The organism is Micromonospora sp. NPDC051227, assembly GCF_044455385.1.
In the GTDB taxonomy this organism is placed as follows: Bacteria; Actinomycetota; Actinomycetes; order Mycobacteriales; family Micromonosporaceae; genus Micromonospora.
Map to the genome: position 1 here is coordinate 340,284 of NZ_JBITET010000001.1, position 16,399 is coordinate 356,682.

At 71.4% G+C, this 16,399-nt stretch carries 12 protein-coding genes; 6 read left to right on the forward strand and 6 right to left on the reverse strand.

What is annotated here, in order from left to right:
* Window positions 1-2: 2 nt before the first annotated feature.
* Both ACIA47_RS01640 and ACIA47_RS01645 read right to left on the reverse strand, forming a co-directional pair.
* The gene (locus ACIA47_RS01640) at window positions 3-986 is read right to left on the reverse strand and encodes a dehydrogenase (RefSeq protein ID WP_396704558.1); all 984 of its coding nucleotides are present in this window, start codon (window positions 984-986) and stop codon (window positions 3-5) included.
* A 518-nt stretch (window positions 987-1,504) separates the two neighbouring features.
* Complete coding sequence (locus ACIA47_RS01645; protein WP_203125384.1) at window positions 1,505-2,368, reverse strand: alpha/beta hydrolase; 864 nt, start codon at window positions 2,366-2,368, stop codon at window positions 1,505-1,507.
* A gap of 403 nt (window positions 2,369-2,771) precedes the next feature.
* Between ACIA47_RS01645 and argJ the strand changes: the two genes are divergently transcribed.
* Window positions 2,772-3,932: a bifunctional glutamate N-acetyltransferase/amino-acid acetyltransferase ArgJ gene (gene argJ, locus ACIA47_RS01650; protein WP_396704560.1), complete on the forward strand. Its 1,161-nt coding sequence runs from the start codon at window positions 2,772-2,774 to the stop codon at window positions 3,930-3,932.
* A 222-nt stretch (window positions 3,933-4,154) separates the two neighbouring features.
* On the opposite strand, the gene ACIA47_RS01655 is transcribed toward argJ, so the two are convergent.
* Window positions 4,155-4,751 carry a helix-turn-helix domain-containing protein gene (locus ACIA47_RS01655; protein WP_396704562.1) on the reverse strand — a complete coding sequence of 199 codons (597 nt, stop codon included), beginning with the start codon at window positions 4,749-4,751 and terminating at the stop codon, window positions 4,155-4,157.
* Window positions 4,752-4,829: 78 nt separating this feature from the next.
* Between ACIA47_RS01655 and ACIA47_RS01660 the strand changes: the two genes are divergently transcribed.
* From ACIA47_RS01660 to ACIA47_RS01670, 3 genes are all read left to right on the forward strand, one after another.
* Entirely contained in the window at window positions 4,830-6,404 is a 1,575-nt protein-coding gene (locus ACIA47_RS01660) for an FAD-dependent oxidoreductase (protein WP_396704564.1), read from the forward strand.
* Window positions 6,405-6,673: 269 nt separating this feature from the next.
* On the forward strand, window positions 6,674-8,386 hold the full coding sequence (locus tag ACIA47_RS01665; protein WP_396704566.1) for a hypothetical protein: 1,713 nt from the start codon (window positions 6,674-6,676) through the stop codon (window positions 8,384-8,386).
* Window positions 8,387-8,722: 336 nt separating this feature from the next.
* Window positions 8,723-10,117, forward strand: a complete 1,395-nt coding sequence (locus ACIA47_RS01670; RefSeq protein WP_396704568.1) for a dihydrolipoyl dehydrogenase family protein — start codon at window positions 8,723-8,725, stop codon at window positions 10,115-10,117.
* Between the two features lie 26 nt (window positions 10,118-10,143).
* Here ACIA47_RS01670 and ACIA47_RS01675 read toward each other — a convergent pair whose 3' ends face one another.
* The 3 genes from ACIA47_RS01675 to ACIA47_RS01685 are packed head-to-tail and all read right to left on the reverse strand — an operon-like array spanning window position 10,144 to window position 12,771.
* Window positions 10,144-10,911, reverse strand: a complete 768-nt coding sequence (locus tag ACIA47_RS01675) for a nucleotidyltransferase domain-containing protein (RefSeq protein ID WP_203125410.1) — start codon at window positions 10,909-10,911, stop codon at window positions 10,144-10,146.
* Window positions 10,912-10,948: 37 nt separating this feature from the next.
* Window positions 10,949-12,289: a hypothetical protein gene (locus tag ACIA47_RS01680; RefSeq protein WP_396704570.1), complete on the reverse strand. Its 1,341-nt coding sequence runs from the start codon at window positions 12,287-12,289 to the stop codon at window positions 10,949-10,951.
* 5 nt (window positions 12,290-12,294) lie between these two features.
* Window positions 12,295-12,771, reverse strand: a complete 477-nt coding sequence (locus tag ACIA47_RS01685; RefSeq protein WP_396704572.1) for a hypothetical protein — start codon at window positions 12,769-12,771, stop codon at window positions 12,295-12,297.
* Between the two features lie 103 nt (window positions 12,772-12,874).
* Between ACIA47_RS01685 and ACIA47_RS01690 the strand changes: the two genes are divergently transcribed.
* Window positions 12,875-13,741 carry a copper resistance protein CopC gene (locus ACIA47_RS01690; protein WP_396704574.1) on the forward strand — a complete coding sequence of 289 codons (867 nt, stop codon included), beginning with the start codon at window positions 12,875-12,877 and terminating at the stop codon, window positions 13,739-13,741.
* Between the two features lie 248 nt (window positions 13,742-13,989).
* Window positions 13,990-16,395 carry a ricin-type beta-trefoil lectin domain protein gene (locus ACIA47_RS01695; RefSeq protein WP_396704576.1) on the forward strand — a complete coding sequence of 802 codons (2,406 nt, stop codon included), beginning with the start codon at window positions 13,990-13,992 and terminating at the stop codon, window positions 16,393-16,395.
* Window positions 16,396-16,399: the final 4 nt, after the last annotated feature.

A 16,399-nucleotide genomic window follows, 5' to 3' on the forward strand; every position in this document is an offset into this window, starting at 1 on the left:
TGTCACTCTCCGTCGTCGTAGGTGATGAGGTGGCAGAGCGCGGGCAGGTCGCCCGAGGTCAGTCTGGCGAGCACGTCCGGCAGCTCCGCGAAGCGCGACGCGCCGGTGATCAACGCGTCGAAGGCCGGGTCGTCGAGCAGGTCCAGGGCGAGCGCCAGTCGGTCGGCGTAACTGCGCCGTCCCCGTCGGGCGGGTGCCACCATGCCGACCTGGCTGCTGCGCACGCTGAGTCGACCGGAGTGGAACGCGCCGCCCAGTGACACCTGCACCGGGCGGTCGCCGTACCAGCTCAGCTCGATGACTGTGCCCTCCGGGGCGAGCAGGTCCAGCGACTGTTGCAGGCCGGCGGCGGTGGCGCTGGCGTGCACGACAAGGTCCCGGTCACCTTGGGCGTCGGCCGGGTTGGCGAAGTCGACGCCGAGGGCTCCGGCAACGCCGGCCCTGCGCGCGTCGGTGTCGACCAGCTCGACGTGCACGCCGGGGAACCGGGCCAGCAGCGTCGCGACGCAGCAACCCACCATGCCCGCGCCGATCACGGTGACCCGGTCGCCGACCAGCGGCGCCGCGTCCCACAGCGCGTTGACGGCGGTCTCCACAGTGCCGGCGAGCACCGCTCGGGCGGCCGGCACCCCCTCCGGCACCGGCACCACCGCACTCACCGGCACGACGTACGCGCTCTGGTGCGGGTGCAGGCAGAACACCGTCCGCCCGAGCAGCTCCGGCGGGCCCTGCTCGACCACGCCGACGCTGAGGTAGCCGTACTTCACCGGGCCGGGGAACTCGCCCTCCTGAAACGGCGCGCGCATCGAGGCGTACTGGTCGGCGGGCACCCGGCCGGCGAACACCAGCGTCTCGGTGCCCCGGCTGACCCCCGAGTAGCGGGCCCGGACCAGCACCTCGTCGGGGCGCGGGGCGGTCAGCGACACCGGCCGGATCTCGGCCACGCCGGGTTCGCGCACCCAGCAGGCGTACGCCTCGCGGATCACCGTCGCGCACCTCAACTCTGCTCGGGGCCAAACCGATCGGCCAGGTCGGATCCCCGGTCGGGGGTTGTCGATCATAAACACGGAAGGTCGGCGCGCACAGTTCGAAGCCCGCCCGGCAGGACTGTCATTCGGGTCCGGCCCTCGCGGCACGTCACCCGACGACCACGACGGTCGACGTCACTGATTCGGGAGTGGCGCAACCACCTCGGCAACCGCCACGCCCTGCTCGCGACGTCGTAGGCCAGGAGCCGGCCGAGGACCGCCGCGGGCACCGCGCGGTCCGTCGTTTCGACAGCCACGTAGCAGTCGTCGTGCCCGGAGAACAGCAGGCGTGAGCCTGCCAGCACGGGTAGGACCGGCTCGTCGGACGTGGCCGTTTCCGATGACGACGATCATCTCGTCGACCCGCGCGGCGGAAGGCGTATGCGTTCGAGTACGGCCAACGCCTTGCAGCGCTGCCGCAGCCGGTCGATGTCAGGAAGTTTGGCGGCGACGTCGTAGACGGTCACCGGGTCACCCTAGTGAGGCGTCAGCACCCCGGACCCGGGGGCGAGGACCCGAGTGAAGAACGCCAGGGTGTCGCGGACCAGCGGCTCCAGCGGCACTCCGGCGAAACAGTGGTCGGCCCCCTGCACCACCGACAACTCGACCTCGGCACCCGCCGCGGTCAACGCCGCGGCAAGTTCCTCGCTCTGCCCCACCGGTACGACCAGGTCCTGGTCGCCGTGGATCAGCAACATGGGCGGAGCCTGGTCGGTGACGTAGGTGATCGGACTGGCCGCCGAGCCCAGCCGCGGGTTGTCGGCCAACGGGGCGCCGATCAGCAGTGACTCGGGTGAGTCCGCCGCGTCGTGGTCGATCGTCCCGGACGGGTGTGCCTGTGACTGCATGGTCAACAGGTTCGATGGCGCGTACCAGCAGACTGCCGCCCGGACGCCGCTGTCGTCCTGGTCGTCCCCCGTCAGCGCGACCATCGAGGCCAGGTGCCCACCGGCCGACTCACCCCACACGCCGATCCGCTCGCCGTCCACGCCGACCTTGTCGCCGTGTCGGCGCAGCCAACGCACCGCCGCCTTGACGTCGTCGAGTTGAGCGGGGAAGTGCGCCTCCCCGCTGAGCCGGTACTGCGCGGAGGCGACCGCGAATCCCGCACGGATGGCGGCGGTGAACGGATCCGCCTTCATGAGCCAGTCCGCCGGGTGCTTGGGCGAGCCGAACAGCCACGCGCCGCCGTGGATCCACACCAGGACCGGGGCCAGTCGGGGTGCCCCCACCGGCAAGACAATGTCCACCGTCACCGGGCGGAAGCCCGGCGCCTCGTTGACGACGATGTCACGGTGCTCAATCCGGTCGTTCCAGCGCGGGGGTTCCAAATCGGTCATCGCGTCATCGTCGCACCGACGGTCCGGGCGTGCGGACCAGCCGACCGGGCAGAGTCGGGCTCGATCACTGCTGCTTGTCGGGCCATCAGGGCCGGTCGGACCACCACGGTGGTCGCCGTCGGTACCGCCCGCCATCCCCGGACAGGGCCCACCAGCGCCGGTACGCTCCGCGCCGGTCTCAGCCCAGCTCACGGCAACCCCGGGAAGTAGGTAGGCCATTGATACCGTGTTTCACGAGGAGGGCTGTTGCGGCTGCCCGTCGATGGGCTTCGGCTTGGCCGTGCCGGTGTCCGCAGGTCTGCTCACCCCGGTGACCGACAGGTCAGAGGTGTCCGAGCTGGTGTGAGCCTTGACGTCGTCCGCCGCGAAATTCGAGGGCCAGGACCGGGCCGAGGTGAGAAGGATGGAGCAGTACATGATTGTTCCGCAGGGGTTCCGCGCGGTGGTCGCGAACGCCGGGCTCAAGGAGGACGAGGACGACTTCGCCGCCCTGGTCTCCGAGGTGCCTGCGGTCAGCGCCGCAGTGTTCACCCGCTCCCGGTTCGCCGGCCCCAGCGTCGTGCTCAGCCGTTCGGCGGCGTCGACATCGTCCGCCCGCGGCGTCGTGGTGCTCTCCCGCAACGCGAACGTGGCCACCGGCAAGGAAGGGCTGGAGAACGCCCGCGAGGTGCGGTCCATCGTGGCTCGCGCCGCCGGGCTGGACGACGACGAGCTGCTGATCGCGTCGACCGGGGTGATCGGGAAGCAGTATCCGATGCCGCGGGTGCGACAGCGCCTGGCCGAGCTTCGGTGGCCCTTTCCTGCTGCCGATTTCGACCGGATCGCACGGGCGATCATGACCACCGACACCACGCCCAAGGTGGTGCGGGTCAGCTGCGGAGCGGCGAGCATCGTCGGTGTCGCGAAGGGCGTCGGCATGATCGAACCGAACATGGCCACCCTGTTGACGTTCTTCTGTACAGACGCCCGCATCGAGCCGGTCGACCTGGACCGGGTGTTCCGGTCGGTTATCGCTCGCACCTTCAACGCGGTCAGCATCGACACCGACACCTCCACCAGCGACACCGCGGCCGTCTTCGCCAACGGCCTGGCCGGGCCGGTCGATCTGGACGAGTTCGAACAGGCGTTGTACACGGTCGCACTGGATCTGGTGCGGATGGTCGCCCGCGACGGGGAGGGTGCCAGCAAACTCATCGAGGTACGGGTCAGCGGCGCCCGGGACGGCCAGCAGGCCAAGCGGGTCGGCAAGGCCATCGTCAACTCACCGCTGGTGAAGACGGCCGTGCACGGCGCGGACCCGAACTGGGGCCGGGTAGCCATGGCGGTCGGCAAGTGCGAGGACGACGAAGACATCGACCAGCAACGGGTACGGATTGGCTTCGGCGGTATCGAGGTCTATCCGACACCGGCCACTGAGGAGACCCTGGTTCGGCTGCGGCGTCACCTCGAAGGCGACGACGTTGTGATCGAGGTCGACCTGGGGATCGGCGCCGACGCCTTCACCGTGTACGGGTGCGACCTCACTGAAGGATACATCCGGATCAACGCTGACTACACCACCTGAGCGACGATGCATCCGGGCGGTACCCCACACCGGCCCACTGCACCCGGGTGGCGCGCTCGCGCAACACGACCCGCGCGAGCAGGAGCGTGCTGACCGGGTAGAGCGATGCCAGCAGTTGAGGCGGCCGACCAGATTGCTCAGACCCGGCGACTCACCGTCGAGGCTCACCGCAAGTGGGGTTGAGCAGCGCCTGGACACTCCACTCCCGAAGATTCGTACGGATTACCGCTGCTTGTCCGGTGTGGCGGGGCGGGCGCGGACGTGCAACCGTTCCCCCTGCGGCCCGAAGAGGCTGAGGGCTTCGGCGGTGCCGGGGCCGGGGTTGAAGAAGAGGTGCGGAATGCGGGTGTCGAACTCGGCCACCTCCCCCGGGGTCAGCGTCAGATCACGGTCACCGAGCAGCAGGCGTAGCCGGCCGGAGAGCACGTAGAGCCACTCGTACCCCTCGTGGGCCTGTGGGGTTCGGCCCCCGGCGGACGGGTCCGGCGGGAAGATCTGCTTGAACGCCTGCACGCCGCCCGGTCGGCGGGTCAGCGGCAGGTGAGTCACGCCGTGGATGACGATCGGTTTGGGGCGTACCCGGGGGTCGCCGGTGGCGGGGGCGTCGACCAGTTCGTCAAGCGCCACCTGGTAGGCCCTCGCCAGCGGGAGCAGCAGCTCCAGGGTGGGCCGACGGCTACCGGACTCCAGCCGGGACAGGGTGCTCACCGAGATGCCGGTCAGGTCGGCGAGCTGGGTCAGCGTGGTCCCGCGTTGGTGACGCAGGGCACGTAGCCGGGGGCCGACGGCCGCCAGCGCGGCGCTGTCCTCGTTTGCCATAACGGCAAGGATAGTTGCCACCATGCCGACGGCGACGGATGGTGGGCGCAGCCGACAGAGCAAGAGGGAGATATACCGGTGGACGAGACATATGACGTGGTGGTGGTGGGTGGCGGTGCCGCAGGGCTCAGCGGGGCCCTGGCGCTGAGCCGGGCCCGACGATCGGTGCTGGTGATCGACTCCGGTGAGCCGCGCAATGCGCCGGCCGACCGGATACACAACTACCTGGGCCGGGAGGGGACGCCGCCGGGCGAGCTGCTCACGATCGGCCGGGCGGAGGTGGCCGGGTACGGCGGGCAGTTCCGCACCGGGCGGGTGCAGGCTGCGGCCCGCGACGACGACGGGTTCCGGCTGAGCCTCGACGGCGGGGATTCGGTGCGGGCCCGCCGGCTGCTGGTGACCACCGGTCTGACCGACGAGCTGCCCGACGTGCCCGGCCTGGCCCAGCGGTGGGGTCGCGACGTGCTGCACTGCCCGTACTGCCACGGGTGGGAGGTTCGCGACCGGCGGATCGGCGTCCTGGCGACCAGCCCGTTGAGCGTGCACCAGGCCGAGATGTGGCGACAGTGGAGCCCGAGCGTGCTGCTCCTCCTGCACGACTCCCCGGCGCCGGACGCGGAGACAGCCGAGCGGCTCGCCGCCCGCAGCATCGCGGTGGTGCCCGGTCCGGTCGCCGCCGTGGAGGTGACCGACGACGCGCTGACCGGTGTACGGCTCGCCGACGGCCGGGTGGTGGCGCTCGACGCGATCGTGGTGGCGACCCGGCTCACTCCCCGCGCAGACGTGCTGGTGGGGCTGGGCCTGGCTCCGGAGGAGGTGACGATGGGTGAGCACGTCATCGGCGCCCAGATCCCGACCGACGCCACCGGCGCGACGACCGTTCCGGGTGTCTGGGTGGCGGGCAACGTGGCCGACATCCGCGGTCAGGTGATCACGTCCGCCGCTGCCGGCCTGAACGCGGCGGCGGCGATCAACGCCGACCTCATCGCCGAGGAGACCCGCGACGCGGTGTCCGCGTACCGGCAGTTGGTGGCCACGACGTTCGAGGAACCCGCGTGGGAGGAGCGCTACCAGTCCCGCCCCTCGGTCTGGAGTGGCCGGCCGAACCCGCAACTGGTCGCCGAGGTCACCGACCTGGCCCCGGGCCGCGCCCTGGACGTGGGCAGCGGCGAGGGCGCCGACGCGGTGTGGTTGGCCGAGCGCGGCTGGCAGGTGACGGCGGTGGACATCTCCACCACGGCGTTGAGCCGGGCCGCCGCGCACGCCGAGGCCGTCGGCGTGGGCGACCGGATCGAGTTCACCCACGCCGACCTACGGGACAAGCCGCCCACCGAGGAGGCGTACGACCTGGTGTCCGCGCAGTTCATGCACCTGCCACCGACGGAGCGGCGGGAGCTGTTCGGCCGCCTGGCCGCGGCGGTGGCACCCGGTGGCGTCCTGCTGATCGTCGGGCACCACCCGTCCGATCTGTGGGGGTTGGCGCACCGGATGCACATGCCGGACGCGATGTACACCGCGCAGGACGTGGCCGCCGATCTGAAGCCGGCCCACTGGGAGGTGCTGGCGGCGGAGGAACGCTCCCGCCTCGCCACCAACCAGAACGGCGAGGACATCACCCTCCACGACGCGGTCCTGGTCGCCCGCCGACGCTGACCTCGCGCGACCACGTCGCCGTACGGTTCCCATGTTGGCCTGCGTCGATCATGGAGTGGTGCTGGATGACAAAGGTGGTGGAGCACCACCTTTCCGACACGACGAGTCCATGATCGGCGCGGGATCGGGGCAACGCGGGATGGCAACGTGAGAGGTGGTGGGGCAGGACTTCGCATGAGGTCCGCTCGGCGGTAGCGTTGCGCCACACTGACGGCCCGTGGGGCAGGCGACCGCCGACCCTGACGCCCCGATCGTACGGAGGATGGTGCATGTCCCTCGGCGCTGAGCCGCACGCAGCACGCGACGATGCGGCCTCCCGGCCGAGCTTCGAGCTCGCCCTGCGCGGATACGACAAACGCCAGGTGGACCGGCACCTGGAGCAGCTGGACGGCCAGATCGCGATGCTGAGCGGGGAGCACGGGCGTTCCGCCGTCCGCGTCCGTGAACTGACCGCCGAGGTGCAGCGGCTGCGCGCCGAACTGGCCGAGCTTCAGGAGCAACCCGTGCAGGTGGACCGCGCTTCATTCCACGATCTGGGCCCGATGGTCGGCGAGATCATGGCGCTCGCCGAGAAGCAGGCTGGCATCATCACCGAGTCGGCCACCGACCGGGCAAACGAGCTGCGCAGCGAGTCCGAGCGGATCCTCGCCGACACCCGTGAGCGGGCCGCGCAGGCACGTCAGGATCTGGCCGAGGAGCTGGCCGCCCGGCGGGCCGAGCAGGAGCAGGCGCACGAGGAACGGCGCACCCTGGCCGAGGCCGAATTGACAGCGATCCGCGAGCACGCCGAGCAGTTGCGGGCCGACGGTGAGGCCGCGCACGAGCGCGCCCAGCACGAGGCCAAGCGGATCACCGAGCAGAGCGCGCAGCAGCTCAACCAGACCCGGGTCGCCGCCGACGCGCTGATGAAGTCGGCCCGTACCCAGATCCAGCAGGAACTCCAGTCGGCCCGCTCCAAGCACCAGCAGGAGATGGCCCAGTGGCAGGCCAACGTGGAGCGGGAGGTCAACGAACGACGTACCGCCGCCGAGCAGGACATCGCCGAACAGCAGGCCGCCGCCGAGCAGGAGCTGGCCGAGGAGCGCAGCGCGACCGAGCAGCAGATCGCCGGGCTACTGGCCGAGGCGCAGCAGCACGTGACCGAGCTGCGCAACCGCGCCGACGAGCAGGCCGCCAGCCATCAGCAGCAGCTCGCCGCCCTGCAGAAGGAGCTTGAGGAGCGCCGACAGGAGGCCGCCGAGCTGAACACCGAGCTGAACACCGGCCGCCAGCAGCTCGCCGAGATCCGCCAGGAGGGCGAGACGCTGGAGAACGAGCTGTCCCGGATGCAGCAGCGACTCAGTGAGGTCCGGCGGGACCTGACCGCCGAAAGCGCCCGGTTGGACGAGGCCCGGCGTGCCGGGGACTCCGCCGAGCGGCACGCCAAGGAGGTCCGCGCCCGCGTACAGCGGGAGGCGAAGCGGGTGGCCGACCTCGCCGCCGCCGCGGTCATGGCCGCGGCAGCCGGCGGTACGGAGACCGCCGAGTACCCGATGGTGGGCTCCCGCTTAAGCGCCGAGCGGCCCGCCCCGGAGCGGGTAGGTGTCGAGCGGCTCAACGTCGACCGCGTCGGCGTCGACAGGCACCCCGCGGAGCGACCCACAGTGGACGACGCGGACGCCGACCGCGCCACTACCGACCGCGCCCCGCTCGACGCCGCACCTGCCGACCGGAGCCCGGTCGAGAACGGCTACGCCGACCTGATCCCGGTGGAGCAGGCCAGTGGCGACCGAGCCCCGGCGGAGCAGGCGAACGACGAGCATGCGGACGCACCGGCGGTGGCGGACGAGTCGACGACGTCCGAACGCACGGCGGCCCGGGAGGTCAACGCCGACGACGCCGAGCGGGCCTTCCCTCGGCACATCGGCACGGACGCACCGACGCCCGTACCATTCCTGGCCTTCGGGCAGCCGGTCAGCGAGAACGGCGCCGCCCGGCACTGACCTCAGCCGCGGTTGCAACCGGGCCCGGAGCGGATCCGCACGGGCCCGGGCCGACCGCCGCCCGGTCGTCGATCGATGACCAAGCCACTCAAGAGGGCGACTGGGCCGACCGCTCAAGGAACGCCCCGCCCGCGCCGATCTTGCAGTTTCGGTCGCCGAGATGCGCGGAATGCCCCCTTACGTCGGGACAGTAAGTGCAAGATCGCGGAATGGGGGCGGCCCGGGCGGATTCTGCGTGGAACCGGGTCGCGGTATCCGGTTGAGCTGGCAGGCTGGGCTGGCCGCCGCGCATCAGCGGTGGCCGCCGGCCTGGCCGGTGACCGAGAGGAGCGCCCGGTGACCGACCAACCGGAGGAGTTCGACCTGCTCGTCGTCGGTGGCGGCAAGGCCGGCAAGACGTTGAGCATGGACGTCGCCCGATCCGGTCAGCGGGTCGCCATGGTCGAGCGCGCCATGATCGGCGGCAGCTGCATCAACGTCGCGTGCATCCCGACGAAGGCGCTGGTGACCAGCGCGCGGGCCGCCCGCCAACTGCGGGACGCGTCGGCGCTCGGCCTGACGGTGGAGGGCGGCCGGGTCGACATCGACCTCTTGCGCGCGCACAAGCAGGACGTGGTCGAGGGGATGGTCGCCGCCAACCGGCAGCAGTTCCTCGACTCCGGCCTGCACCTGGTGATCGGCGAGGCCCGGTTCGTCGGCCCACGAACCGTACGAGTGGCACTCGCCGACGGCGGCGAACGACTGCTGCGCGGCAGCGACGTGGTGATCAACACGGGCACCCGGCCCCATCTGCCGTCGGTGCCCGGGATGGCCGAGGCCGGGGTGCTCACCAGCGACGAGTTGCTGCACCTGGATCGGCTGCCGGCCCGGCTGGTGGTGCTCGGCGGCGGCACCGTCGGGGTGGAGTTCGCGCAGATGTTCGCGCTGTTCGGCAGCGCGGTGACAGTGGTCGAGGGTGGTCCACGGCTGCTCACCCGCGAGGACCCGGACATCAGCGACGCGGTGATGCGCGTCTTCCTCGATGATGGCATCCACGTACGGGTGGGTGTCGCGGTCGCGCGGGTCGACCGGGAGGCCGACGGCTCGCTGCGGGTGACGCTCGACGACGGCAGCGTGGTGATCGGGGACGACGTGCTGGTGGCGGCCGGCCGGGAACCGGTCACCGACGGGCTCGGCTTGGACGTGGCCGGCGTGCGGCTCAGCGAGCGGGGCTTCGTGGAGGTCGACGAGCACCTGCGCACCAGCGCCGAGCGCACCTGGGCGGCCGGGGACGTCGCCGGCAGCCCGCAGTTCACCCACGTCTCGTTGGACGACTACCGGATCATCCGGGCGAATCTCGCGGGAGGCCAGCGCAGCACCGCCGACCGGCTGATCCCGTACACCGTCTTCACCACCCCGGAACTGGCGCGGATCGGGCTGACCGAGACCGAGGCGCGCCGCGCCGGGTACGACATCCAGGTTGCCCACCTGCCGGTCGCCGCCATCCCTCGGGCACGCACCCTGCGCCAGACCCAGGGCATTTGGAAGGCGGTCATCGACACCAGCACCGACCGGATCCTCGGCGCGGCGCTGCTCGGCGCCGAGGCCGGTGAGGTGATCACCTCGGTGCAGTTCGCCATGCTCGCCGGGATGCCGTGGACCGCACTGCGGGACGCGGTCATCACCCACCCGACCATGACCGAGGGCCTCAACCTGCTCTTCGCCTCGCTGGAGTCCCGCCCGGTCCGCTGAGCGCCGCAGGGCCCGCCCAGCGACCGCTACCCGGCGATCTCGTCGCGTACCCGTTGTTGGAAGGCGCGGGCCTGCCCCCCGGTGGGCGGTGGCCCGCCGTGGCGTGCGGCGACCGCCTGACGGATCACCTCGGCCCGGTCGCCGGCATCGATCAGCCGCTGACCGGCGGCGACCTTCGCCAACCAGACGCCGTCGCGGTGGCGCACCAGCGAACGGCAGGCGCCGAGTACGGCGTCCTCGGTGCCGGGCGCGGGTTGGTCGGCCGGCGGTGTCGGCAGGGCGAGCCACCAGGAGAGCGCCTCGATGAGCAGCCGGCGCAGGTCGGCCGGGGCGAGGTCGGCGAAGGCCTCCCCCGCCGACGGGCCGAGCAGTGGGAGTCCACTCTGGTGCAGGATGCTGCGATCGAGGGCGTACCAGAATCGGCCGTCGGCGGCCGGGCGGTCGCCGGGGTCGAGGGTACGCCGGAACGGCATGGCGGCCCCGGTGTTCAGTTCGACCTCGAAGCCGGGCTCCGGGGTGCCGGAGGCGGCCACCGCCCGGTCGTAGACGACCAGCTCCAGTCCGCGCGCGGGGCAGGGCAGCGCCTCGTGCCGCAGCCGGGCGACCAACGTCTGCTTGGCGACCTCGGTGAGCGGCCCGGCGCTGAGCAGCGCCACGTCCACGTCGCTGCGGCCGGGCTGGTACGCCCCGAGCCCCACCGAGCCGGCCGCGTACGCGCCGACCAGGTCGGTGCCGAGCACGCCCCGGGCGGTGCTGACGAGGTCATCGAGGTAGCGCTGAAGATCGGAGTCCACGGGCCATCATGACGCACGGGTCGGCACCCGGTCGGGGCTACCCCGCGTAGAGCAGCAGCAGACCGGCGACGGTGTAGGCGACCATCAGTGCCAGCAGGGGTAGTTGGCCGGCCACCGCCCGGGCTCGGGGAAACAGGTACAGGGCGCGGTCGTGGGCCAGCAGCGTGCCGAGCAGGTGCCCGAGGATGATGACGGTGATCTGGAGGGTCGCCACCCCGGAGGGCGTGATCAGCGCGGTCTGCGGTTCCCAGTCGGCGGTGCCGAGCCAGTTGGCGCCGGTGCCCAGGGGGTCGGAGAGCAGCGCGACGGTGCGCTGGCCCTCCAGGATCAGCAGCGAGTAGTAGTGCGCGACCACGTACCCCACCGCGATCGGCACGATGGAGTGGGCGATCTCGCCCGGCACCCCACGGGCCTCGGCCGCGTCGGCGCGGCCGATGCGCGCCGCGGCACCGGCGGCGGCGAGGTACGCCACCGCGACGGCGGCGATGACGAGGCTCAGACCGGCGCTGCCGGTGACCGCCGGGTGCAGGCCGTTCTCCTGGCTGAAGCGCAACCAGCCCGGCGCGTTGGAGAGGCTGTCGAACATGGTCGAGCCGAGCAGCACGATCACCACGGCGACCAGCCCGGGGCGGGGTCGCAGGCCGGCGATCCCGTCGAGCGGGTTGCGCCACACCAGCACGCCGTCGGCGGCCCGGCCGAGCGGGGCGAGCTGACCGATCACCGTGCTGTACGCCTCGAACGGGTCGGCGTGGTCGAACCAGCCGGCGCCGAACAGCACCGCGCCGGCCAGCAGGACCACCGCGTACCCGGCCAGCCAGGCGGTGATGACCGGCAGGGTGGCCCGGTCGGGGGCGACCAGTTCCAGCCAGACGAACCCGAACACCGTGGCGGCGGCCGGCCACCAACCGACGCCGTCGGGCAGCTCACGGAGCCCGCGGTTCGGGTCGCGCCGCGCCGCCAGCGCCACGAGCAGGTGCACCGTACGCAGCGGGTTGACCGCCCGCCAGATCGGGCCGAGCAGCAGCGACAGCGGGGCCAGCCCGACCCAGAGCAGCACGTAGAGCGCCCCGGCGGTCGGGTTGCCCGCGGTGTCCGGCCCGCCCAGCAGACCGAGGCAGAACCAGGCGGCGGCGAGCAGGCCGAGCCCGCGCAGCGTCCACCGGAACGCGGGCGCGTCGACGAGTCGGACGAGCCACCGCGGCACCGGGCGACCGCCGGTGGCCTCCCGGTCGAGCCGGGGTTCGCGCCAGAGCAGGCCCAGCGCCACGAACGTGACGACGAGGGTCAGCGCTGCGGCGACGACGAGCTGTGGCAGTGTGATCGGCAGGTCCTGGCGGCCACCGACGCCGTGTGCCAGCAGCGTGGGAGCGGCCGTCATGTCGTTCAGCGGACGACGAGCTGGAAGAGCACCAGCTCGGACTCGTGCGTCTCCACCTCGAACAGCCCGGTCTTGTCGGCGCGGAACTCCACCGAGCCGGGCGTGCCGGCCGGCAGCCGGGCGCCCTGGTCGTAGCCGTGCACGTGCAGTTCGTCGGCCACGTCGGAGGTGACGGTGATCCGGACCAGCTGGCCCTTACTGACGGTGACCCGGCCGGTCGGCGGATCGACCCGCTTCTTCGCGATCGTGACGGTGATCTGTTGGTCCACCGCGGTGGTGCTGGCGGAGGCGCTGGGCGTGCTGGTGGCCGTCGCGGTCGGCGCGGCGGGGGCGGCGCTCGACGGGGTCGCGGACGTCGGCACCGTCGAGGGGGTGGCCACCGAGGGGTCGTCGTCCTGCCCGCAACCGGCGAGGAGCAGGGCGGCGAGGGTGGCGGCGGCGAGGGCGACGGCGGTCCGGGCGGCGGGGGTACGGACGAACACGGGCGGGCTCCGAACGACGCGAGGGGGGCGGGTGTCGGGTTGATCGTCGGGGAGGAGAACTCTACGTCTTGTTCGGTGCCGGGGAAATGACCATGATGAACGAATGCGATCGAATCTGGTCACTGTGCGTAAGATCCTGAGCCGTGTAGTGGTGGCGCTGGCGGCGACAGTGGTGGTGTCGTTGCTGCTGCCGGTCGCCCCGGCGTCCGCGCATGGCCAGCTGGCGACCTCGACGCCGTTGAAGGGCACTGTCGTACGCGAGCCGCTGACCCAGTTGGCGTTGTACTTCACCGAAAAGCCAGCGTCCAACGCGCACTTCGCCATCAGCGGTCCGGACGGGTCGCGAGTGGACAACGGCTGGTCCTACGGTGAGCCGAAGCGACTGGACAAGCCGGTCACCGAGTACTTCATGGTCAACGGCGTGTTCGAGCCACGGCTCTACCACACCGGCTTCCCGGCCATGGTGACCGTCGCGCACTGGCCGGCGAAGGGCCGCTACACCGCCAGCTACCTCTCGGTCGCCTCCGACGGCGAGGCGGTGCGGGGCGAGGTGACCTTCGACTACCAGGGCCCGGGCACGCCGGCCCCGGCCGGCTGGTCGGCACCCACGGCGGGGCCGGACCCGGCGCTGCTCGCCCAGGCCGAGGGCGAGGGATCGACCAGCCCCGGGGCCAGCGGCAGCCCGGTCGCCCCCACCGGCCCTGCGGCGGACGACCCGGCCGGCGCCACGCAGGAGCAACGCGGCAGCGGGTTCCCGGCCTGGCTGATCCCGGCCCTGATCGTCGTCGTGGTCTCGGCGATCGTGCTGGTGGCGGCCCGCCGTCGACCCGCCACGCGCGGAGCCTCCGCTGTGGATCGCCGGTCCGCCGGCGGCGCGGGCCGGGGCGGAGCCGCAACCCGCAAGTCCACAAACCCGATCCGGAAGAGCGGCAACCGGCCCGGCGGTCAGGCGCGGCGCGGACGTCGGTAGACCGTCGCAATAGCCGGGCATTCTTCGCGTACCCTCGCGAACTTTCGCACGGACATTGGAAACTTTTGATGTATCGAGGCGAAGCCATGGACAGTCCAATCGAAACGCCTTAATGTTCCGAGCCATCCACCCGGTGTTTCCGCAACGTCACTCGTCGGCGTCGAGGACGTTACGGAGCCGGGCCGACGGTCATCCTCACCGCTGCTCCACGCCGGCCGTCGGACACTCCACTGCCTCCTGGAGGAACGATGGGCACACGCCTGCTACGCCGACTCCACCATCCCGTCCTGGGTGCGCTGGCACTCGTCCTCGCCGCCGGTCTCTGGGCCGTCCCCGCCAGTGCCGCCCCCGCGCAGGAACCGGGCGTCACGCTGCGCGTCTTCGACGTGCAGGTGCCGCTGTCCGAGCTGTGCACGCTCAAGCCCGCCCAGACCCCGAACGTGGACAAGCTGATGTCCACCATCAACTGGACCTCGGCGGCCGACTTCGGCTTCGAGGACAACTTCGTCTCGCAGGTGCTCGGCAACATCACCACCACCCAGGCCGGCAGCTACACCTTCCGGCTCAGCAGCGACGACGGCTCCAAGCTGTCGATCGACAACGCCGTGGTGATCAACCATGACGGCCTGCACGGCGCGACCCCGCCGAAAGAGGGCACTGTCACCCTCACCGCCGGTCTGCACCCGCTGCGCATCGACCACTTCGAGCGTGGAGGCGGGCAGCAGATCACCCTGGAGTGGAAGACTCCCGGTTCGTCGACCTTCGTGGTCGTACCGAACTCGGCGCTGAGCACCGACGCCGGCGTGGTCCGGGTGACAGCACCCGGGCGCAAGGAGTGCGAGGGTGTCTCCGACACCCCCGGTGACGGCCTGCCGCTGACCGGCGTGCACCCCGGCTACACGCTGACCAACCTGCGGCCCAGCGGGTTCCAGCCAAAGGTCACCGGCATGGACTGGCTGGCCGACGGCCGGCTGGTCATCAGCACCTGGGGCGGCAGCGACCAGTCCGGCACCTCGCAGGACGGCGAGGTCTGGATCCTCGGCAACACCGGCGGTTCGACAACCCCGGGCAACGTGACCACCAAGAAAATCGCCGGCGGCCTCAAGGAACCGATGGGGCTCAAGGTCGTCGACGGGGTGGTCTACGTGACCGAGAAGCAGCGGTTGACCCGGCTGGTGAACACCGGCGGTGACGAGGTGGCCGAGCGCCTGGAGACCGTCGCCACCTGGCCGTACGGCGGCAACTTCCACGAGTTCGCGTTCGGCCTGCTCTACCAGGACGGGTTCTTCTATCTGAACCTGTCGGTGTCGATCAACTCCGGCGGCGCCACCACCAACCCGCAGCCCGCCACCAACCGGGGCACCACCCTCAAGGTCAACAAGGACACCGGAGCGGTCAGCTACGTCGCCGGCGGTCTGCGTACGCCACACGGCATCGGCTGGGGCCCGGAGGGCGGCATCTTCGTCACCGACAACCAGGGCGGCTGGCTGCCCTCGTCGAAGCTGGTGCACGTCAAGCAGGGCCGGTTCTTCAACCACTTCACAAACCCGGCGGGTCCGTTCGACACCGCCCCGGTCACGCAGCCGGTGCTCTGGATGCCCCAGAACGAGATCGCCAACTCGCCCAGCACGCCGCTCTACCTGACCAGCGGTCGATACGCCGGCCAGTTCGTCATCGGCGACGTGACGTACGGCGGCCTGCAACGGGCCAATGTGGAGAAGGTAAACGGCGAGTACCAGGGCGCGCTGTTCCGGCTCACCCAGGGCCTGGAGGCGGGCGTCTCCGAGGTCAACGTCGGCCCGGACGGCGCCATCTACGTCGGCGGGCTCGGCGCGGGCGGCAACTGGGGCCAGACCGGCAAGCTGTCGTACGGCCTGCAGAAGCTCACCCCGAACACCGCCACCGCGTTCGAGATGCTCGCGATGCGCGCCACCACGACCGGCTTCGAGGTGGAGTACACCCAGCCGGTGTCGACGGCGACCGCCACCGACCTGGCCGCGCGCTACAAGCTCAAGCAGTGGCGGTACGTGGCGACGTCGAACTACGGCGGTCCGAAGATCGACGAGGAGACCCTGACCGTCACCTCGGCCACCCTCTCGGCGGACGGCAAGAAGGTCAGCCTCACGGTGCCCGGTCGCAAGGCCGGCCGGGTGGTGCACCTGCGGTCACCGCGCCCGTTCACCTCCACCAGCGGCCAGTCCCTGTGGAGCACCGAGGCGTGGTACACGCTCAACTCGATCCCGGGCAGTCCCCCGCCGCCGACCGGCGGCACCATCACCGGCGTCGGTGGCAAGTGCCTGGACGTCGACAACGCCGGCACCGCCGACGGCACGAAGATCCAGCTCTGGACCTGCAACGGCACCACCGCACAGTCGTGGACGAAGGTCGGCGACACGTACCGGGTGCTGGGCAAGTGCCTGGACGTGGACAACGGCGGCACCGCCAACGGCACGAAGGTTCAGCTCTGGACCTGCAACGGCAGCGGCGCGCAGGTCTGGCAGCCGCAGGCCGACGGGTCGATCCGCAACCCGCAGTCCGGCAAGGTCCTGGAGGCCGCCGGCGGTAGCAGCGCCGACCGCACCCAGATCCAGCTCGGCACGTACGCGGGCGGCGCACACCAGAAGTGGGTGGTCAGTAGCGGGGTAACCGGCTGACCTC